Here is a 21,134-nt window from a genome sequence, read left to right as displayed (position 1 = left end):
ATTATTTTCCCATACAGAACTTGGAGAAAATTTCCTCTACCAAGTCGTCACCAATTTCTTCACCAATTATTTCGCCTAAGAATTCATAGGCGCTTGTAAGATCAATTGTATAAAAATCTTCAGATATATTTTTAGAAATACTATCCTTAACAAGACTTAAACTTTCCAAAGCCTTCTCTAAAAGATCCTTGTGTCTGAGGTTAGTAATATATATTTCCTGCTTAGGCGCAATCTCTCCATTAAGGAAAAGATCTGACACTGCAGCTTTCAAATCATCAAGTCCATCTCCTTTAAGAAGAGAAGTACTTATGATAGGTAATTCCTTATCATCAGGCTCTGAAAAATGCATACGAACAATATCATCTGTTATCTTAATATCATTTTCCAGATCATTCTTATTTAAAAGAACTATCGTCTTCTTATCCTTGCAAAGTGATGCAATCTCTTTATCTTCATCAGAGAAAACATCAGTAGAATCAAGAATATAAAGAACCAGCTCCGCTTCCTCTACCGCCTTCTTGGCTTTATCCACACCAATTTTCTCAATAACATCATCAGTATCTCTGATACCGGCAGTATCTATAACATGTAAGATAATATCTCCAAGTCTCACAGTCTCTTCAATAATATCTCTTGTAGTGCCGGCAATATTAGTTACTATCGCTCTCTCATCACCAGTAAGTGCATTTAAAAGAGAAGATTTTCCGGCGTTAGGTTTTCCAACAATAACTGTTCGAATACCATCTTTTCGAATTTTACCCTCATTAGCAGAATCTACTAACTTTCTTATTTCTTCAGAAAGGTTATCCACAATTCCATCTAACTTTTCCGGGTATCCAGTAAGATCATAATTTTCAGGATCATCTAAAGCTGACTCTATAAAAGCCATCTCATAAATTATTTTTTTACGTATGTCTTTTATACAATCAGAGATCTTACCCTGAAGCTGCATACGGGAACTTTCAAGTGCGAAATTATTCTGGGCACTTATAATATCCATGATAGCTTCAGCTTTAGTCAAATCAATTCGGCCATTTAAGAAAGCTCTTTTTGTAAATTCTCCAGGTTCAGCTAATCGACAACCATTCTTAATAAGAAGCTCCATGATCTGATTCATGATCAGCATACCGCCATGAGAATTAATCTCGATAACATCTTCCCTGGTATAACTGTAAGGACCTTTCATAAAAGAAATCATGACTTCATCTATGATAGTATCTCCATCACAAACAAATCCATACTTAATAGTATTGGCTTCATGATCTTTTAACGTATGCTGTTTCTTAGGAGAAACAAAAATCTTGTCACAGATATCTACAGCATCGCTACCACTTACACGAATGATACCAATACCGGCATCAGACATTGCAGTAGCAATTGCACATATAGTATCTGAACTGTAATTGTTATAAATACTAGCCATGATCGATCCTCAAATAGTAATGAATAAAAAACTACCCCTCAAGACACGCTTAAGGGGTACAGTTAATTATTTCTTTAAAGTTACAACTACTCTTCTGAATGGTTCCTCACCCTCACTGTGAGTAGTTACAAATCTGTCGTTCTGAAGAGCTGAATGAATAATTCTTCTTTCATAAGGATTCATTGGCTCTAAAGCAACAGACTGTCTTGTCTTTCTAACCTTGTAAGAAATATTCTTGGCAAGATTTTCAAGAGTAGCTTTTCTTCTGTCTCTATAATTCTCAGTGTCAACCTTAACATGAATATACTCTGATGAATCGCGGTTAACTACTAAAGAAATAAGATACTGAAGAGAATCAAGTGTCTGACCTCTCTTACCAATAAGTACACCCATTTCAGCACCACTAAGTTCTACATTAAGTACATTATCCTTATCATTGAACTTAGCATCAACAACAACTTCCATCTTCATTGCATCGAAGACATCCTTAAGGAAAGCCTTTGCCTTTGCAATCATCTCATCAGAATTGATTTCTGACTTGGAAGAAGCGATTTCTTCTTTTACTTCCTTAACTTCTTTTTCTGATTTAACAGGCTTATCTTCCTTTACAGAAGAAATCTCTTCAACCTTCTCTTCAGGCTTATCTTCCTTAATTCTAGCCTTGATAACTGCTGGCTTAGACATAAGACCAAGAAGACCTGCAGATCCGTTTGAAACTACCTCATAATCTAATCTATCACTTGTTACGCAGAATGTCTCGCATGCTTCTGTAATAGCATCGTCTACATTCTTAGCTGTAAACTCTCTATACTCCATTTCATCCTCCCAATATTACTGCTTATCATTATATTCGTTATAGTCTCTGACCATATTAGCTTTTGCTAAAAGAGAATCCTTACGGATTTCATTGTTAAGATAAACGTCTCTGGAATGCTGAAGCTTCTCTTCTATCTCTTCTTCTGATAACTCTGATGACTTAGCAATGTTACTAATGTTCTTAGTAGACATGTTAGCATAAACATTAAGAGACTTAGAAGACTTCATCTTTTCCATCTTCTTCTGATACTTCTCAGAGTTCTTAGCAATCTCTGAATCAATATCAATCTTATCAATGTGCTTATTGATAAGAATCTGCTGAATAGATCTGATAACAGCACCGGCAATCCAGTAAAGACCCATACCTGCAGGAAGCTGTAAGCAGAAGATAGCTGACATGATAGGCATCATGATATTCATTGTCTTCATTGACTGTGCCATCTGAGCTGTTGGATCATCTGGATCTGGCTTTTCACCATTATTAGGCTGTGGCATAAGCTTAGTATTGATCCACTGAGTAAATGCAGCAAGGAAAGGAACAGCGATTCCTCCAATAAGGAGAAGGAAATTCTTGTCTGCAAATGCAGTTGTGATCATGTACTTTGGTGAGTTAGCAATATTAAGTCCAAGGAAAAAGTTATATGTATTGAGCTTCTCATGTGTTGATGCAATAAATGTAGAAAGATCTGGGAACTGAGAAGTAAGTGCATCCCAGTCTGCAGTATTAGCTTTATTTAATACATCAATAAAAGTGTTCTCAACATAGGTCTGGTCACCAGCTGTAAATAAAGCATTATTAAACTGACCTGAATAGCTCTTTGCACTTGAAATTGAATTCTGGATAAAATCTGTTGCGCCTGCTGTCTCTCTTAATTGCTCAACAAGAGGATAAAAGGCATTTTTAACAGTTCCAACATAAGCTGGAATAGAATAAATAACACGATAAAGTGAAAAAAGAATAGGCATCTGTATCAAAAGCTGAATACAACTACCTGTCTGTGAAACTCCATACTTAGCATAAAGCTCTTTGATTTCCTGATTCTGAGCAAGCATGGAATCCTGGTCTTTTTTGCCCTTATACTTAGCCTGAATAGCCTTAAGTTCAGGACTCATCTTAGACTGAAGTTTAGAAAACTTCTGCTGCTTGTAAGTTAAAGGCAACAAACATAAATAAATAACCAAAGTAAAGATAATAATTGCAAGACCAATGTTAGGAATGCCAATAGCATTGAGAACATTGAATATACCTTCCATAAGGTATCCAAGAAGTTTTGCAATAAGGGTAAACAATTTAAACTTACTCTGATACTGAGTTAAAACAACTCCACTCAAACTATACCTCCTCCAAAAGTTCACGGAACCGGATCATATCCCCCACTGGAAAAAGGATTACATCTAAGAATCCTCCATAGCGCCAAAAGTCCCCCTTTTAGTGCTCCGTACTTTTCTATTGCTTCTAGTCCATATTCTGAACAAGTTGGAATATATGGACATTTTGTTCTTTTCATTGGTGACAAATATTTCCTATATAATTTAATAAGGAAGATAAATATTTGTTTCATACTTCACCGCCATTTTTCGTTATGCGGGCCTTCCCTGCCAGGCGCATTATTGAATCTTCAATATCGAAATAACTTGCATCTCTTGCACAGGCTCTGGCAACGATTACTATGTTCAAACCACTATTGAACACATTTTCATGTAATCGGTACGTTTCTCGAACAAGTCTCGCAAATCTGTGCCTTACGACACTGTTCCCTATTTTTTTACTACATGATATTCCAAGTTTGTTAAAAGAACTCTGATTTTCCCACACATACAAAACTACATACTTATTAGCATAGCTTTTTCCGTTCTTATAAACATTCTGGAAATCACTTGTCTTTTTCATTGATTCTGAAAAAAGCATTTTTACATCCTTTTTAATTAAGAAGAAAAAAGGCCACATTAATTGCGGCCTTTAAATCATGCTGATAATCTCTTTCTTCCCTTTGCTCTTCTAGCAGCAAGTACTTTTCTGCCGCCCTTAGTAGCCATTCTTGCTCTGAAACCGTGAACTCTGGCTCTCTGGAGCTTATGAGGCTGGAATGTCATCTTCATATTGGAAACACCTCCTTCTTATACAAACTAACCTGATCAAGGTCTGTCAAATGAGATACATGTATCTCATAAATTTCAATTGATTACATCCTGTGTGGAAAAAATCTTTATAATTATAATAAATAAAAATACGTCAGTCAAGCCATAAAAGACCATAAATTATCGCTATTTAATTATAAAAAAAAATTGAAAAAATTATTAACTATATATGGTATTGAAAAAAGTTATCCACATCAAAATGTAGATTTTGTGGATAACATGTTGAAAATTATTTTTTTCCTACTTCTATCCACAATTTTTTCTATTTTTGTGGATAACATAGTTAATTAATGGTTGAAAAATATTAATAAATACCGTAATCAAGCCATTTATAACTGTAGATACCTTAAAGTGGATAAATAGGTGGTTATCCACAGGCTATTTTTTGAAGTCCTTTTTTGACCAAAATAAAAAAAGTTATCCACAAAATCACTAAGTTTGATATTTAAGTTCTTTTAATATAAAATAGTTAAAGTCTAAAATTATGCATTGTTGGGGAGTTTTTCATGGAATCATCTACAGAAATCACCAAAAGATTAAAAGAAAATTGGGAATCAATCAAGAATACTATTAAGAATGAGTCTGGAATTACTGACATTTCTTACAGAACCTGGATAGATCCTTTATCAGTTTATGAGTATAACGATAGAACAGCTACTGTTACTATTCTTATTCCATCTGATAATTCATTTGCTCTTACTTATATAACAAATCATTATCTTGATTTCTTTAAAGTTTCAGTGTCTGAATTTTTAGAATCAATGGTAGATGTAACATTTATATTAAATAAGGATGTTATTAATAAAGAAGAAACTCAAAAAGAAGAAAATTCAGATGATAATAATTCTTCCTATTCTAATATAAATTATGAGCATTCAAATCTTAATCCTAAATATAGATTTGATACTTTCGTTGTAGGAAGCAATAACAAATTTGCTCATTCAGCTTCTCTTGCAGTAGCTGAGTCACCAGGAATTTCCTATAATCCTCTCTTCCTCTATGGAGGACCAGGACTTGGTAAGACTCACCTTATGCATTCCATTGGCCATTTCATTATGGAACACAATCATAAAGCTAAGGTTTTATATGTAACATCTGAGCAGTTCACTAATGAAGTTATTGAATCAATCAGAAGTGGTAAGACAGAAAGTATGTCTAAGCTTCGTGAAAAATATAGAACAGTTGATGTTCTTATGGTCGATGACGTTCAGTTTATTATAGGAAAAGAATCAACTCAGGAAGAATTCTTCCACACCTTTAATGAGCTTCATCAGGCTGGTAAGCAGATTATTCTTTCATCTGATAAACCACCAAAGGAAATGGAAACACTTGAAGAGAGATTTAGATCCAGATTTGAAATGGGTCTTATCGCAGATATCCAGTCTCCTGACTATGAAACAAGAATGGCCATTCTTCGTAAAAACACTGAAGCATATGGCAAATCAATTGATGATGAAGTTATCAATTACATTGCTACCAATATTAAGTCAAACATCAGAGAGCTTGAAGGTGCATACAATAAGATAATTGCTTATTCAAGACTAAATAATGTGGATATTACTCTTGAAAATGCTATGGAAGCGTTAAAAGATATCATTTATCCAGATAAGTCTAAGGTTATTACACCGCAGCTTATTATTGATACAGTATGCGAACAGTATGGAACTAAGAAGGAAGATGTTTTATCCAAGAAGAGAAATTCTGAGATTGTTCTTCCAAGACAGGTTATTATGTATCTTTGCAGAGAACATACAGATGCTTCCCTGGAAGAAATTGGTAAGATTCTTGGTAAAAAAGATCACACAACAGTAATGAGTGGTATCAACAAAATCAAACAGAAAATGACCTTTGACGATGAACTCAATAAAAACATTGATATCATAATGAAAAAACTAAATCCTTCATTATAATAAGGGTTCTATTTTCACATAGTTTTCCACAAAATGTGGAAAACTATCTTGATAACTTTGTTATTTGTCTGGGGATTAATTGTTTATAAGGGGTGGATAAATTTTTTTGACCTCATTTGATAAAATTTGGCGTGTTTATAAGTTTTTAATTTTCAACACCTTATTTTTCATTTTCAACAATCAAAAATTTGTAAAAAAGCCTCATAAATTGTATAATAGAATAGGTTTTACACATATCAACACCTATTATTAATTCTTTTATTATTAATTTATAATTATTTTATAGTTTTGCTGGCGAAGGGAGTAATTAGATAAATGAAATTTGTTTGCTCTAAATCTAATCTTGTAAATGGATTACAGATTGTATCAAAGGCAGTTCCTTCTAAAACTACTATGTCCATACTTGAATGTATCTTAGTAGATACAACAGAAGGCATGATTAAATTCATGGCCAATGATATGGAGCTTGGCATACAAACTATTGTAGAAGGAAACATTGTTGACAGAGGTTTTATTGCAATAGATGCCAAGATCTTTTTTGATATTGTTAGAAAGCTTCCAGATAACGAAGTAACAATCGAGTCAGATAGTTCTAATAAAGTTACAATCAGCTGTGAAAAGGCTAAGTTCAACATCATTGGAAGAAAGGGTGATGATTTTACTCATCTTCCATCTATTGAGAGAATCGATGGCGTTACAGTTTCACAGTTCACTCTTAGAAATGTTATTCAACAGACAATCTTTTCAATTTCAGAGAATGATACCAACAAGATGATGGCTGGTGAATTGTTTGAGGTTGATGGCGATAATCTTAAACTTGTTTCCCTTGATGGACATAGAATTTCTATCAGAAAAGTTAAATTAGGCAATAACTATGCCTATAAGAAGGTGGTTGTTCCTGGAAAAGCACTTGGAGAAATAAGTAAGATTCTCGGTGACAGCACAGAGAAAATGGTAAACATTTTCTTTACTGACAAGCATGTTTTATTTGAGTTTGATAAGACAACTGTAGTATCAAGACTTATTGAAGGTGAATACTTCAGTATTGATCAGATGCTTTCAAGCGATTACGAGACCAAGATGACTATCAACAGAAAAGAGCTTCTTGAGTGTATTGATCGTGCTACTCTTCTCGTTAAGGAAGGCGATAAAAAACCAGTTATTATTTCTATCGTTGATGGAAAGATGGAACTTAAGATCAATTCTGCAATTGGTAGCATGGATGAAGAAATTGATATTGAGAAGCAGGGTAAGGATCTTCTTATCGGCTTTAATCCAAAGTTCCTCATTGATGCACTTAGAGTAATTGAGGATGAGGTTGTTGATATTTATCTTGTTAATCCTAAGGCTCCATGCTTTATCAGAGATAAGGAATCAACATACGTTTACCTTGTACTTCCAGTTAACTTCACAACAGTTGACTAAAAATTTGAAATATAGGATTTGATGTAATGGAAATAGTTAAGCTCAGAGAACAGGACGAATTTATCAAGCTTGGACAGGCACTTAAGAAAGCAGGACTTGAGGGCTCAGGTGTTGATGCCAAGATGGATATACAGAACGGCCTTGTAAAGGTTAATGGAGAAATTGAAGAAAGACGTGGTCGCAAGCTCTATGATGGAGACATCCTTGAATTTGACGGCATACAGGTAAAAATTGAAAAATGATAATTAAATCATTGGAATTGGCTGATTTCAGGAATTATGAACAACTAAAAATTGATTTCAGCAGCGGAACCAACATACTGTATGGCGACAATGCTCAGGGAAAGACCAATATTCTTGAGGCAATTTTTGTTTCCGCAACAACCAAGTCCCATAAGGGAAGTAAAGATAAAGAGATTATTAGATTTGGCAAAGATGAAGCTCATGTAAGAACTATCCTGGAAAAGGATAATGCTGAATATCGAGTAGACATGCACCTTAGGAAGAACAAATCCAAGGGAATAGCTTTAGATGGACAAAAGATAAAAAGAGCTTCTGATCTGATTGGAAGGTTGAATGTGGTTTTCTTTTCACCTGAAGATCTTAGTATTATTAAGAATGGTCCTTCAGAAAGGCGTAGATTCATGGATATGGAGCTATGCCAGCTGGATCAGATATATCTGAATAGTCTGTCTAAATATAACAAGTTAGTAGTCGAAAGAAATAAGGTTCTTAAGGATCTATTTGAACATCCTGAAAACAGCGTACTTCTTGATGTTCAGGATAAGCAGCTCTGCGAATATGGATCCATCATAATCAAAACAAGAGAAAAATTCATCAAAGACCTGAATGAAATAATTAGACCTATCCACGAGAAATTGACAGGAGGAAAGGAAATCCTGTCAGTTTATTATGAACCTAATGTGGCTGTAGGTGAGCTGGAAAGTAAGTTAAGAGAAGCCAGAAGAAAAGATACTTACCTGAAGCAGACCACTGTTGGACCTCATAAAGATGATTTTTCTTTTATCATCCAAAAGAAAAATGATGATGGAACCTTAAAAGAAGAAATCGATATAAGGAAATTTGGTTCTCAGGGACAGCAAAGGACTGCGTCATTATCTCTGAAATTGTCAGAAATAGAGATTGTCAAAAGAGAGAAAAAAGAAAATCCTGTTTTATTACTAGATGATGTTTTATCAGAACTAGATAGCAACAGACAGAATTATCTTTTAAATACAATTGGTGATATACAGACAATAATAACTTGTACAGGACTTGATGAGTTTGTAAATAACAGATTTGAAATAGACAAGTTATTTAGAGTCACTGAAGGAACAGTTGTCAGTGATAACTAATAGAATAAATCACTAGAAATGGAGAAAAAATGGGTAACGAAGAAGTACAATATGGTGCCGACCAAATTCAAATTCTTGAAGGACTTGAAGCGGTTAGAAAAAGACCAGGTATGTATATCGGAACTACAGCGAGCAGAGGACTTCATCATCTTGTTTATGAGATAGTTGACAACTCAGTAGATGAGGCGCTTGCTGGTTTTTGTGATCATATAGAGGTTACGATCAATGAGGACAATACTATTATTGTCAAAGATAATGGTAGAGGAATTCCTGTAGATGTTAACCATAAATCCGGTCTTACCGGTGTAGAAGTAGTATTTACAATTCTTCATGCTGGTGGAAAGTTCGGCGGTGGAGGATATAAGGTTTCTGGTGGTCTTCACGGCGTAGGAGCTTCTGTTGTTAATGCCCTCTCCGAATGGCTTGAGGTTCAGGTTACAAGAGATGGCAAGATTTACCAGCAGAGATATGAAAGAGGCAAGGTATGTTATGCCCTTAAAGAAGTTGGAACTGCTCCAGAAAATGAGTCAGGAACCAGAGTATATTTCAAGCCTGATGCAGAGATTTTCAGAGAGACAACCATCTTTGATTACAACGTCTTAAAGCAGAGACTTAGAGAAATGGCGTTCCTTACAAAGGGACTTAGAATTACTCTTTATGATCTCAGACCAGATGAAAATGGCGAGACCAAGAAGCAGACATTTCACTACGAAGGCGGAATTAAGGAGTTTGTAGAATATCTCAACAAGAGTAAGACAGCTCTTTATGAAGATATTATGTACTTCGAGGGTAATAAGAACAACGTTCAGGTTGAAGTATCTCTTCAGCACAACGATTCTTACACTGAGAGTATCTACACCTTTGTTAATAACATCAACACACCAGAGGGTGGTACACATCTTGAAGGATTCAAGGCAGCTCTTACCAAGACATTCAACGACTATGCCAAGACTAACAAGATGATAAAAGAAAATGAGGCTGCTCTTGTAGGTGAAGATATAAGAGAAGGTCTTACAGCTATCATCAGTGTTAAGATTGAGGATCCTCAGTTTGAGGGCCAGACTAAGCAGAAGCTTGGTAATTCAGAGGCAAGAGGCGCTGTTGCTTCAATCGTTGGAGAACAGCTTACATACTACCTTGAGCAGAATCCAAGCGTTGCCAAGCAGATAGTTGAGAAGGCAGTTTTAGCTCAGAGAGCAAGAGATGCAGCTAGAAAGGCAAGAGATCTTACAAGACGTAAATCAGCTCTTGATGGATTTGGACTTCCTGGAAAGCTCGCTGACTGTTCAGATACAGATCGTTCAAAGTGCGAAATCTTTATCGTAGAGGGAGATTCTGCGGGTGGTTCTGCTAAGACAGCCAGAAGCCGTGCAACTCAGGCTATCCTTCCTCTTAGAGGTAAGATCCTTAACGTAGAAAAAGCAAGACTTGATAGAATATACGGAAATGCTGAGATCAAGGCTATGATTACCGCATTTGGTACAGGTATTCACGAAGACTTTGATATCAGTAAGCTTCGCTATGACAAGATTATCATCATGACCGATGCCGATGTTGATGGTTCACACATCGCTACACTTATGCTCACATTCCTTTACAGATTTATGCCTGAGCTCATCAAACAGGGTCATGTATATCTTGCTCAGCCACCACTTTACAAGCTTGAGAAGAACAAGAAGGTTTGGTATGCATATAGCGATGAAGAGCTTAATAAGATTCTCTCTGATGTAGGAAGAGATCAGAATAATAAGATCCAGAGATATAAGGGTCTTGGTGAGATGGATCCTGAGCAGCTTTGGGAGACAACTATGGATCCAGAAAGACGAGTTCTTCTTAGAGTCAACATGGATGAAGAATCTGAGTCAGATATCGACGTAACATTCACAACTCTTATGGGCGATAAGGTAGAGCCTAGAAGAGAGTTCATTGAAAAGAATGCTAAGTTCGTTAAGAACCTGGATATCTGATAGCTCTTTTAACAAGAAATGCCAAAATTCGTAGGTATTCAAGAACGAAGGGAAAATATTTAAAATGGCTGAAAATAACAACAATAACAACAACGAAATGTCAGATGACGTTTTCGACAAAGTTACCACTGACAGAATAAAAGAAGTTGACCTTCAAAAGACAATGGAGTCCGACTATATTGATTACGCCATGAGTGTAATTGCTTCTCGTGCTCTTCCAGATGTCAGAGATGGTCTTAAGCCTGTTCAGAGAAGAATTCTCTTTTCCATGATCGAGCTTAATAATGGTCCTGATAAGCCACATCGTAAGTGTGCCCGTATCGTCGGTGATACAATGGGTAAATATCACCCACACGGAGATAGCTCAATCTATGGATCATTGGTAAATATGGCTCAGCCATGGTCAATGAGATACTGTCTTGTAGATGGACATGGTAACTTCGGTTCTGTGGATGGCGATGGCGCAGCTGCCATGAGATATACAGAGGCAAGACTTACCAAGATTTCCATGGAAATGATTGCTGACATCAACAAGGACACAGTAGACTTCACTCCTAACTTTGATGAGACAGAAAAAGAGCCAGTAGTACTTCCTAGCCGTTATCCTAACCTTTTGGTTAATGGTACAACTGGTATCGCCGTAGGTATGGCAACCAACATACCTCCTCATAACTTAAGAGAAGTAGTAAATGCTGTAGTTAAGATGATCGATAACAGAGTTTTAGAGGATAGAGAAACAGAAATCGAAGAAATCCTCGAGATCATCAAAGCTCCTGACTTCCCAACAGGTGGTATTATCCTTGGAACAAGGGGCGCTGAAGAAGCTTACAGAACAGGTAGAGGAAAAGTAATCGTAAGAGCCGTTACAAATATCGAGCCAATGCAGAATGGTAAGAACAGAATCGTTGTAACAGAGCTTCCTTACCTGGTAAATAAAGCCAACATGATTGCTAAGATTGCTGAGCTCGTTAAGCTTAAAAAGCTTGATGGAATCACAGCTCTTAGAGATGAGTCAGATAGAGAAGGTATGCGTGTTGTAATCGAGCTTCGTAACGATGTTAACCCTAACATCATGCTTAATAAGCTCTATAAGCATACTCAGATGCAGGATTCCTTCGGAATCATCATGCTTGCTCTTGTTAATAACGAGCCTAAGGTTCTTAACATCACAGAGATGCTTAAATACTACATTAAGCACCAGGAAGAGGTTGTTACTAGAAGAACCAAGTACGATCTTAACAAGGCAGAAGAAAGAAATCACATCTTAGAGGGTCTGCTTATTGCCCTTGATAATATTGATGAGGTTATCAAGATTATCAGAGGCAGTGAGACAGTTGCAATTGCTAAAGAGCAGTTGATGGGCCGTTTTGGTCTTTCTGATCTTCAGGCTCAGGCAATTGTAGATATGAGACTTCGTACTCTGACAGGTTTGGAAAGAGACAAGCTTGAACAGGAGCACGCAGAACTTCTTAAAAAGATTGAGGAGTTGAAGGCTATTCTTGCAGATGAAAAGCTCCTTCTTGGAGTAATCAGAACTGAAATAACTCAGATTTCTGACAAATACGGAGATGACAGAAAGTCACAGATAGGTCACGACGATTCTGATATCGACATTGAGGATCTTATCCCTAATGTTAATACAGTTATCGCAATGACAAGCCTTGGTTATATCAAGAGAATGTCTATTGATAACTTCAAGTCACAGAACCGTGGTGGAAAGGGAATCAAGGGTATTACTACCATCGATAATGATTACGTAGAAGATATTCTGATGACCACAACCCATAACTATATCATGTTCTTTACAAATACAGGACGTGTTTATAGATTAAAGGCATATCAGATTCCAGAGGCTTCAAGGACTTCAAGAGGAATGGCTATTGTTAACCTTCTTCAGCTTGCTCCTGGTGAGAAGATATCAGCTATGATTCCTGTTAAGGACTTTGAGGGCGAGGATAAGAGCCTGTTTATGGTAACTAAAAAGGGTACTGTAAAGAAGACTCCTATCACAGATTTCTCAAACGTAAGAAAGACAGGTCTTGCAGCAATCAACCTTAGAGATGATGACGAGCTTATTGAAGTTAAGACCGTTAAGAAGGATGCAGAAGTATTCCTCGTTACTAAGAACGGTATGTGTATCCACTTCGATGAGGACGACGTAAGATCTACAGGAAGATCATCTATCGGTGTAAGAGGTATGATGCTTGATGACACTGATGAGATAGTTGGAATGCAGCTTAATACTCAGGGAGATTCACTTCTCATTGTTTCTGAGAAAGGCTTTGGAAAGAGAACAACACTTGAAGAATTCCACAGCCAGTTCAGAGGTGGTAAGGGTGTTAAGTGCTACAAGATCACTGAGAAGACAGGAAACGTTGTTGGTGTAAAGGCCGTTAACGACGATAATGAAATCATGATGATCACAAGTGCCGGAACAATTATTCAGCTTCGAATGGATGAGATTACTATCCACGGACGAGTTACCTCTGGTGTTAAGATGATCAATTTGGATAAGGGTGTAACTGTTGCCAAGATTGCCAAAGTTAGAGAAAAGATTTCCGATGGAGACAAGGAATTAGACGACATCGATGATGTTCCAGAGGAAGCAGACGAAGAATAAGTGACAGAACCTGTTGATGGAAATGTAAGCGAGGGGATACATGAACATCGGACTATTGATTTCAGAATTAGAAGACAAAGAAGTTAAAAAAATCTGTGTAGGTGCCAGCATGGCAGCAAAAGACAAGGGAATTACCCTTGTCCTTCTGCCAGGCAGGTATCTGCTTTCAGATAAGGCTGGTGATACGGAGGATCCTTATGAGTATCAATATACAGCTCTTTTTGATTATGCAAAGACATCAAATTTTGATGCACTGATTATTGATATAGACAGAATCGGCAAAAAGATGCCTATCCTGAAAAAGGAAGCTCTTTTAAACAAGTTTGAAGGAATTCCGGTTTTAACTTTGACAGAACAGGAAGGATATCCTTTTGTTAATCAGGTTGAGTCCGACCATGACCAGCTTCAGCAGCAGGGATACGAAGCAGTTTGCGATGCAATTTACTATGCACATAACAATAAGCTTCCAGATCCTGAGCCCATCAAGAACTTTTCTTTTGTGGAGAAGTCTTCTGTAGAAGCACTTGAGAGCCTTTCAGATCTTGGTTATAAATTCCTGAAAAGGAAATATGCTGATGAAAAGGCTTATCAGATAATCGCAGCCAAGGCTAAAGAAAATGGAATCAATAACTTTGGCATACTTCTCTATGATAAAAAGGTTAAGAATACTATTAAATACAATTGGAAAAGGCCTGATCAGATCAGATTAAAGGGTGCCATCATTGGCGGCGAAGAGGAAGTTCTTGAAAAAGAAAAATCTCTTATCAGCACCGAAGATATCTTTTCCAAGTTTGCAAGTAATAAAGTAAATATACTTATAGCCGGTGTCATTTTTGTTGGAGAATATCAGCTGGGAATAATGGTGTCAGAGTTCTCTTCTAACATGATGACAGATAATTATTTTGAGAATCTGCTCAGTATTATTACCGGAGCTTCAAGAATTTCTTATCTTGAAAGAGAACTTAAGAATACTAGAGAAGAACTTATTGAGGTTCAGGAAGAGCTGGCAAGAGATGACTCTGTTCTTGATCATATTGGTGATCAGGATTATCTTACAGGCGGACTTAATAGGCGAGGCTTCTTTGCCAAGGCCTATGACCTTCTTAAGGATAATTTCATTCCTGGTACAAGTGCCATCGTTGCCTACATTCACATGGAATCCTTAAAGGGTATCAATGAGATGTTTGGCCATGAGGAAGGTGACAGAGCTGTCAAAAGAGTTTCTGAGATTTTGGAAAGCGTATTTGGAGATAGTATTTATGGCAGAATCAGAGGAGATGAATTTGCTGTAATTGATATCACCGATGAAATAGATAAAGCCGAAACCTTAAGACAGGAAATGACTACTCAGAACGCTAGACTTTTGGCGGAATCTGCAAGATATATGAATCATCTTAGATTTTCAATATGTGAATTTGGGTATGATGAGAATCTTTCTCTCAGAGATATGCTCAGAGAAACAGACGAAAGTCTGCAAAAGATAAAAAGTAATCTGAATTAAGGATGCGCAGGATAATCTAATACTTGGTTATCCTGCGTTTTATAAAATACTAAAGAAAAAGAGGATGCAAAGATGAGTAAAAAGCTGGTTTCATGGAATGTTAACGGACTTAGAGCATGCGTATCAAAGGGATGCTTTGAAGAGTTTATGAAAAAGGAAAATCCTGATGTAATCTGTCTTCAGGAGACCAAGCTTCAGGAAGGACAGATTGATCTGGATCTTCCAGGATATGAAATGTACTGGAACTATGCTGAGAAGAAGGGCTATTCAGGAACTGCTATTTTCACAAAAGAAAAACCTATTTCTGTAACCTATGGCCTTGGAATTGAGGAACATGACCATGAGGGAAGAGTTATCACTGCAGAATATGCAGACTACTTCCTTGTAACAGTCTATGTTCCAAACGCTAAGGAAGACTTATCAAGACTTGAATATAGACAGGTGTGGGAAGATGATTTTCTTTCATACATCAAGAAGCTTGAAGAGAAAAAGCCAGTAATATATTGTGGAGATCTTAACGTAGCCCATAAAGAGATCGACCTTAAGAATCCTAAGCCAAACAGAGGACACGCTGGATTTACCGATGAAGAAAGAGCTAAGTTTGACAACGTGGTTGGAAGCGGTCTTGTTGATACCTTTAGACACTTCTATCCTGACCTTGAGGGAGCATATTCCTGGTGGTCATATAGATTTAATTCAAGAGCTAAGAACGCAGGCTGGCGTATTGACTACTTCGTAGTATCAGAGAGCTTTATGCCAAATGTTGAGGATGCCAAGATCTATGCAGATGCTTTGGGATCAGATCACTGCCCTGTAGGACTGATTCTTAAATAATAAAATCAAGATTTTAATCAAAGAAGGCAAAGCAAAATGGAAAACCTGATATTTAGTTTAAATGCCACTCTCCCACTGTTTTTACTGATGGCACTTGGATATATTTTCAACAGAATTAACCTTATGGATGAAAGGGCTGCAAACTGGATGAATAAGTTTGTGTTCAAGGTAGCCCTTCCAGTGGTGGTCTTTGAGGATCTGGCGACTCAGGACTTCAGACAGAATTTCAATCTTAAGTTCATACTGTACTGCTTCATAACTACAGTGGTCAGTATTGCTCTGATATCACTTCTGGGACGTCTTTTAGTCAAGACTACTTCAAGAAGAGGCGAGTTTGTACAGGGAGCTTACAGAAGTAGTGCTGCTCTCCTTGGAATGGCATTTATTCACAATATCTATGGAGACGGAAGTACAGGAATGGCGCCGCTTATGATACTTGGAAGCGTTCCTTTGTATAACATCTTTGCAGTAATCATTCTTACATTAACAGTACCAAGAATAGAGACAGAAAAAGATGAACCAAAAGAAAAACTGGTAAAAAAGACTGTAATAGGAATTGTCACCAATCCTATCATTTTGGGAATATTATTAGGCCTCGTGTGGTCACTTATAAGAATACCAATGCCCAAGATAATGGGAACAGTTGTGGATAACGTTGGTTGTTTGGCAACTCCTCTGGGACTTATGTCCATGGGAGCCACCTTTAAGTTTAAAGAGGCCATAAAAGATATAAAGCCCGCCGTCGTGGCGAGCTTCATAAAACTTTTTGGTCTAGTTGCTTTGTTTATTCCGGTGGCTGTTTACCTTGGATTTGCAGGTGAGCAGATTGTAGCAATCCTTGTAATGCTCGGCTCAGCAACAACTGTAAGCAGCTTCATTATGGCCAAAAGTATGGGACACGAGGGAACATTATCAAGCAGTATTGTCATGATGACAACCTTCCTGTGCTCATTCTCTCTGACTTTTTGGCTATATCTTTTTAAAACCCTGGGACTTATCTAGGTTAGAACTCAATCTTATTAAGGAAAGCGTCAACTTTGTTCCAGTAATTAGTAGGATCTAAAACAGCGCCTTCAATATGTCCGGCGCCAAGAATGATGCAGTACTGCTTAGGACAAGCGGCTGCTTCATAGAGTCTTGAGCACATGTGAGGGTCGATAAATGTATCGTTGTCACCGTGCATAAAAAGTGTTGGAGTAACAGATCTTGAAACAGCTTCAAGACAGTTAACCTGATTGATATCAAAGCCTGACTTAAGATAGATAATGATTCTTGAGATGAAAAGAGCTATAGGAGTAGGAACGAAAGATCCCTTGAAGCTCTTGTAAGTTGCAGTGAACTGTTCCCTAAGTGTTGAGTAGGAGCTGTCTGAGATAGCTCCTTTTACATTTTCTGGAAGGTGCTCACCAGTTGTTAAAAGAGTTGTAGCTGCTCCCATAGACATTCCATGAAGAAGAATCTTAGCTTCTGGGTCGCGCTTGATGATCCAGTAGATCCATGACATTATGTCCAGCCTGTCATCGAAGCCGTAGCCAATGTACTGGCCTTCGCTGGTACCAAAGCCTCTAAGATCTGGTAAAAGAACATTGTAGCCTTTCTCAATGTAGTGCTTAGCGTAATAACCAACTGACTCGTGATCATCCCAGATGCCGTGAATTACGATTGCATAGTTGTGGCTGTCAGCTGCTGGAATATAGCTTGCGTGAAGTTTAAGCTCATCGAGAGAATCGATGTACATATCCTGTCTGTCAGGATGATTTCTGATATATTTTCTTCCATCTGTGATAACTGGAGAAAAGTCGCGCTCATCGCCATATTGGTGTGGGACTGAAGTAATCTTATAGATATAATTGCTAAATGCATATACTCCGCCGACTATGGCAGAAAAGATTCCAAGACGTACTAATTTATTACCTTTACTCATATTTATTGCTCCATGTATATTTTTAATACATATATACTAACATTTTTTATTTAATATTTGAAATTTTTCGTTTCCTTTTTGGAGAGATTAGTATATATTATTTATGTAACTATAAATTATTTTAGAGGTATGTAAAATGAAAAAGGGAAAAGTAGAAAACAAAGTTCAGGTTTGTATTGATCGTGACTTTAGCATCAGTAGAGTAGATGAGCGTATATTCGGCTCTTTTATAGAACACCTTGGAAGAGCTGTTTATGAAGGCATTTATCAGCCTGGTAATAAATTCGCAGATAAGAATGGATATCGTAAGGATGTTATGAAGCTTATCCAGGAGATCAACGTTCCTATCGTTCGTTATCCAGGTGGTAACTTCGTATCTGCATTTAACTGGGAAGACAGCGTTGGTCCTAAGAAGGACAGACCTCGTAGAATCGAACTTGCTTGGGGAGTTGTAGAGACTAACCAGTTTGGACTTGATGAGTTCATGGATTGGTGTAAGAAGTGCGGAACACAGCCTATGTACGCTGTTAACCTTGGTACAAGAGGAATTGAGGATGCCAAGAACGTAGTTGAGTACTGTAATGGTAAGGGTGGCACTAAGTACGCAGATATGCGTATCAAGAACGGTGTTAAGGAGCCACATAACGTTAAGTTATGGTGCCTTGGCAACGAAATGGATGGACCATGGCAGATGGGCCACATGACAGCTGAAGAATATGGTCGTAAGGCTGACAGAGCTGGTCAGATCATGAAGCTCGTTGACCCAACTATCGAGACAGTAGCTTGTGGTTCTTCAAACCTCACAATGCCTACATTTGGCAATTGGGAGAGAACAGTTCTTGAGAACGCTTATGACAATATCGATTATCTCTCACTTCACCAGTATTATGGAAATGCTGAGAATGATACACCTAACTTCCTTGCAAACAGTGTAGCTATGGATCAGTTCATCAGCCAGGTAGTTAGCATCTGTGATTATGTTAAGGCTATCAAGAGATCTAAGAAGCAGATCAACCTTTCATTTGATGAGTGGAACGTTTGGTATCACTCAAACGAGCAGGATAAGAAGCTTGATAAGTGGGTTGAGCACCCTCATCAGCTTGAGGATGTTTATAACTTTGAGGATGCCCTCCTTGTAGGTTCAATGCTTATCACAATGCTTCGTCATGCAGACAGAGTTAAGATTGCATGCCTTGCTCAGCTTGTTAACGTTATCGCACCTATCATGACATCAGATACAGGCGCTTGGAGACAGACAATCTTCTATCCATACATGCAGGCCAGCGTATATGGTCGTGGAGAAGTTCTTAACACAGTAGTTAAGTCTCCTACATACGAGAGTAAGCACGGCGACGCTCCTTACGTTGACTGCGTAGTAACATGCGACGATGAGAACGAGACAGTTACAGTCTTTGCAGTTAATAAGAACCTTGAGGATGATTTCGAGCTTACATGCGACCTTAGACAGTTCGCAGATTACAAGGTTGTTGAGCACAGCGTTCTTACACACAAGGACCTTCAGGCTGTTAACACAGAGAAGAACCCTGATAACGTTAAGCCTGTAGACATGATCAAGAACTCTAAGGTTACAAAGGGAATCCTTAACAGCTCACTTCCTGCAAGAAGCTGGAATGTAATCAGACTTTCAAAGTAATATTGTGGTATACTCTTCATAAATAGATTTATGGAGAACCTTAATGGGATTTAATTCGTTTACCTTTATATTACTGTTTTTGCCAGCTCTTTTAGCGGGCTGGTTCATACTTAACAGATCAAATTTAAATACAGTGGCAGACGCCTTTCTAGTGCTGATGTCACTGTATTTCTATTACTCTTTTGGAGTATCCTTTGTAATAATCCTTTTAGTCAGCATAGCAGTTAACTACTTTCTAAGCTTTCTCATTACCAGGGCAAAAGATAATACGACAAAGTTCATCAAAGTGTTTGGCGTTTTATTTAACTTAGGACTACTCTTCTATTTCAAGTATCTTGGGTTTTTCGTAGATAACATCAATGCAATTGCAAAATCTGGAATTCAGATAAAAGAAATCCTTATGCCCATAGGAATCAGCTTTTTTACTTTTGGACAGATATCATTTATCGTAGACAGGGCAAATGGAGAGGCTGAGCACTATAATTTCCTCGAATATGCCATGTATACAGTGTTCTTCCCTAAGCTGATTCAGGGTCCTATCGCTTTCCACAAGGAAATGATAGATCAGTTTAGGGACAAAACTAGAAGACAGTTTAACAGCGAAGTCTTCGTTAAGGGTGTTAGCTCTTTTATCATAGGTCTTTCCAAGAAAGTTCTTCTTGCAGACACCTTGTCATCAGTAGTTAATTATGGCTTTAAATACACATTTTACCTGGATACTATAACCGTAATAATGGTGATGTTGGCCTATGCCTTCCAGATCTATTTAGACTTCTCCGGATATTGCGACATGGCAAATGGCGTCAGCCTGATGCTGGGATTTGAACTTCCAGACAACTTCAATTCACCATACAAGGCAGCTACCGCAAAAGAGTTATGGCAAAGATGGCACATGACTCTCTCCAGGTTCTTCATTAAGTACGTGTATATTCCACTTGGTGGCAGCAGAAAAGGGAAAGCCAGAACGATCATCAACGTTCTTATTGTCTTCATCCTAAGCGGATTGTGGCATGGAGCAGGTTGGACCTACATTTGCTGGGGACTTATGCAGGGACTTCTTGTGGTCTTTAATGATATTGGAATTGTAGGAATTAAGAGCGAGGAAAGAAAAAGCAGATTTTTATTTAGAGATAAGCCCCTATTTATGGTTCCCAGAAGCGTTGGAAACGCCGTTACATTCTTCCTGTTTGTAGTGTCACTGGTATTTTTTAGATCACAGGATATGGCCTATGCCTTTGGCATGTTTAGAAGACTATTCTTCTTTACATATCCGGGATTTTTGTTTAAGACATCAGAGAATCTTAAGATTGCTGAGAACTACGTGTTTAGACAGCTCTTTTCACAGCTTGGCATGAACGGAGCGGTAACAGGCGTATTAGTGGCGACCTTTATAATCTTTCTTCTTATCTGTGCCTTTATTATGACCAGGAAGAATACTAAAGAGATTGTTAACGAAGCGGTTTATAGCAAAAAGAGACTTATTGGACTGGCTATTTTATTTGTACTTTCATTTATCTCACTTTCAAATGTAAGTACATTCATCTATTTCCAGTTCTAGAAAAAGAGA

General features: G+C 37.5%; 18 protein-coding genes. 11 read left to right on the top strand and 7 right to left on the bottom strand.

The genetic code is table 11. From position 1 onward, the window contains the following. Position 1: 1 nt before the first annotated feature. The 6 genes from mnmE to rpmH all read right to left on the bottom strand — a co-directional run bounded on the left by mnmE (position 2) and on the right by rpmH (position 4,339). Complete coding sequence (gene mnmE, locus T541_RS0103775; protein WP_034465945.1) at positions 2 to 1,423, bottom strand: tRNA uridine-5-carboxymethylaminomethyl(34) synthesis GTPase MnmE; 1,422 nt, start codon at positions 1,421 to 1,423, stop codon at positions 2 to 4. Between the two features lie 66 nt (positions 1,424 to 1,489). Continuing rightward, positions 1,490 to 2,239 (bottom strand): RNA-binding cell elongation regulator Jag/EloR, encoded by a 750-nt coding sequence (gene jag / locus T541_RS0103770; protein ID WP_026651420.1) that lies wholly within the window; start codon positions 2,237 to 2,239, stop codon positions 1,490 to 1,492. A gap of 15 nt (positions 2,240 to 2,254) precedes the next feature. After that, on the bottom strand, positions 2,255 to 3,571 hold the full coding sequence (locus T541_RS0103765; protein WP_026651419.1) for a YidC/Oxa1 family membrane protein insertase: 1,317 nt from the start codon (positions 3,569 to 3,571) through the stop codon (positions 2,255 to 2,257). 20 nt (positions 3,572 to 3,591) lie between these two features. Continuing rightward, positions 3,592 to 3,801: a membrane protein insertion efficiency factor YidD gene (yidD, locus tag T541_RS0103760; RefSeq protein WP_026651418.1), complete on the bottom strand. Its 210-nt coding sequence runs from the start codon at positions 3,799 to 3,801 to the stop codon at positions 3,592 to 3,594. Then, positions 3,798 to 4,148 carry a ribonuclease P protein component gene (gene rnpA, locus T541_RS0103755; protein WP_026651417.1) on the bottom strand — a complete coding sequence of 117 codons (351 nt, stop codon included), beginning with the start codon at positions 4,146 to 4,148 and terminating at the stop codon, positions 3,798 to 3,800. The genes yidD and rnpA overlap by 4 nt, the downstream gene beginning before the upstream one ends. A gap of 56 nt (positions 4,149 to 4,204) precedes the next feature. After that, the gene (rpmH, locus tag T541_RS0103750) at positions 4,205 to 4,339 is read right to left on the bottom strand and encodes a 50S ribosomal protein L34 (RefSeq protein WP_013282343.1); all 135 of its coding nucleotides are present in this window, start codon (positions 4,337 to 4,339) and stop codon (positions 4,205 to 4,207) included. A 545-nt stretch (positions 4,340 to 4,884) separates the two neighbouring features. Here rpmH and dnaA point away from each other — a divergent pair. From dnaA to T541_RS0103705, 9 genes are all read left to right on the top strand, one after another. Further along, positions 4,885 to 6,288 carry a chromosomal replication initiator protein DnaA gene (gene dnaA / locus T541_RS0103745; RefSeq protein ID WP_081779839.1) on the top strand — a complete coding sequence of 468 codons (1,404 nt, stop codon included), beginning with the start codon at positions 4,885 to 4,887 and terminating at the stop codon, positions 6,286 to 6,288. Between the two features lie 315 nt (positions 6,289 to 6,603). Then, the gene (dnaN, locus tag T541_RS0103740; protein WP_026651415.1) at positions 6,604 to 7,713 is read left to right on the top strand and encodes a DNA polymerase III subunit beta; all 1,110 of its coding nucleotides are present in this window, start codon (positions 6,604 to 6,606) and stop codon (positions 7,711 to 7,713) included. 26 nt (positions 7,714 to 7,739) lie between these two features. Beyond that, positions 7,740 to 7,955 carry an RNA-binding S4 domain-containing protein gene (locus T541_RS0103735; RefSeq protein WP_026651413.1) on the top strand — a complete coding sequence of 72 codons (216 nt, stop codon included), beginning with the start codon at positions 7,740 to 7,742 and terminating at the stop codon, positions 7,953 to 7,955. Then, complete coding sequence (gene recF, locus T541_RS0103730) at positions 7,952 to 9,067, top strand: DNA replication/repair protein RecF (RefSeq protein WP_026651412.1); 1,116 nt, start codon at positions 7,952 to 7,954, stop codon at positions 9,065 to 9,067. The genes T541_RS0103735 and recF overlap by 4 nt, the downstream gene beginning before the upstream one ends. Before the next feature lie 29 nt (positions 9,068 to 9,096). Continuing rightward, entirely contained in the window at positions 9,097 to 11,034 is a 1,938-nt protein-coding gene (gene gyrB / locus T541_RS0103725) for a DNA topoisomerase (ATP-hydrolyzing) subunit B (RefSeq protein WP_026651411.1), read from the top strand. Positions 11,035 to 11,131: 97 nt separating this feature from the next. Beyond that, entirely contained in the window at positions 11,132 to 13,654 is a 2,523-nt protein-coding gene (gyrA, locus tag T541_RS0103720; protein WP_026651410.1) for a DNA gyrase subunit A, read from the top strand. A gap of 40 nt (positions 13,655 to 13,694) precedes the next feature. Beyond that, positions 13,695 to 15,155 (top strand): GGDEF domain-containing protein, encoded by a 1,461-nt coding sequence (locus tag T541_RS0103715; RefSeq protein WP_026651409.1) that lies wholly within the window; start codon positions 13,695 to 13,697, stop codon positions 15,153 to 15,155. 72 nt (positions 15,156 to 15,227) lie between these two features. Next, positions 15,228 to 15,989, top strand: coding sequence for an exodeoxyribonuclease III (locus T541_RS0103710; protein ID WP_026651408.1), 762 nt, complete (start codon positions 15,228 to 15,230; stop codon positions 15,987 to 15,989). Between the two features lie 36 nt (positions 15,990 to 16,025). Further along, complete coding sequence (locus T541_RS0103705) at positions 16,026 to 16,991, top strand: AEC family transporter (RefSeq protein WP_026651407.1); 966 nt, start codon at positions 16,026 to 16,028, stop codon at positions 16,989 to 16,991. Between the two features lies 1 nt (position 16,992). On the opposite strand, the gene T541_RS18750 is transcribed toward T541_RS0103705, so the two are convergent. Beyond that, positions 16,993 to 17,913 carry an alpha/beta hydrolase gene (locus T541_RS18750; RefSeq protein ID WP_051538078.1) on the bottom strand — a complete coding sequence of 307 codons (921 nt, stop codon included), beginning with the start codon at positions 17,911 to 17,913 and terminating at the stop codon, positions 16,993 to 16,995. A 136-nt stretch (positions 17,914 to 18,049) separates the two neighbouring features. Between T541_RS18750 and T541_RS0103695 the strand changes: the two genes are divergently transcribed. Together T541_RS0103695 and T541_RS0103690 are read left to right on the top strand one after the other, a co-directional pair. After that, positions 18,050 to 19,567 carry an alpha-N-arabinofuranosidase gene (locus T541_RS0103695; RefSeq protein ID WP_026651406.1) on the top strand — a complete coding sequence of 506 codons (1,518 nt, stop codon included), beginning with the start codon at positions 18,050 to 18,052 and terminating at the stop codon, positions 19,565 to 19,567. 43 nt (positions 19,568 to 19,610) lie between these two features. Continuing rightward, the gene (locus T541_RS0103690; protein ID WP_026651405.1) at positions 19,611 to 21,125 is read left to right on the top strand and encodes an MBOAT family O-acyltransferase; all 1,515 of its coding nucleotides are present in this window, start codon (positions 19,611 to 19,613) and stop codon (positions 21,123 to 21,125) included. The last annotated feature ends 9 nt before the right edge of the window (positions 21,126 to 21,134 follow it).

The sequence above is a fragment of the Butyrivibrio proteoclasticus P6B7 genome (genome assembly GCF_000622085.1).
Classification (GTDB): domain Bacteria; phylum Bacillota; class Clostridia; order Lachnospirales; family Lachnospiraceae; genus Butyrivibrio; species Butyrivibrio proteoclasticus_A.
This window is presented reverse-complemented; position numbering and strand designations above follow the sequence as displayed.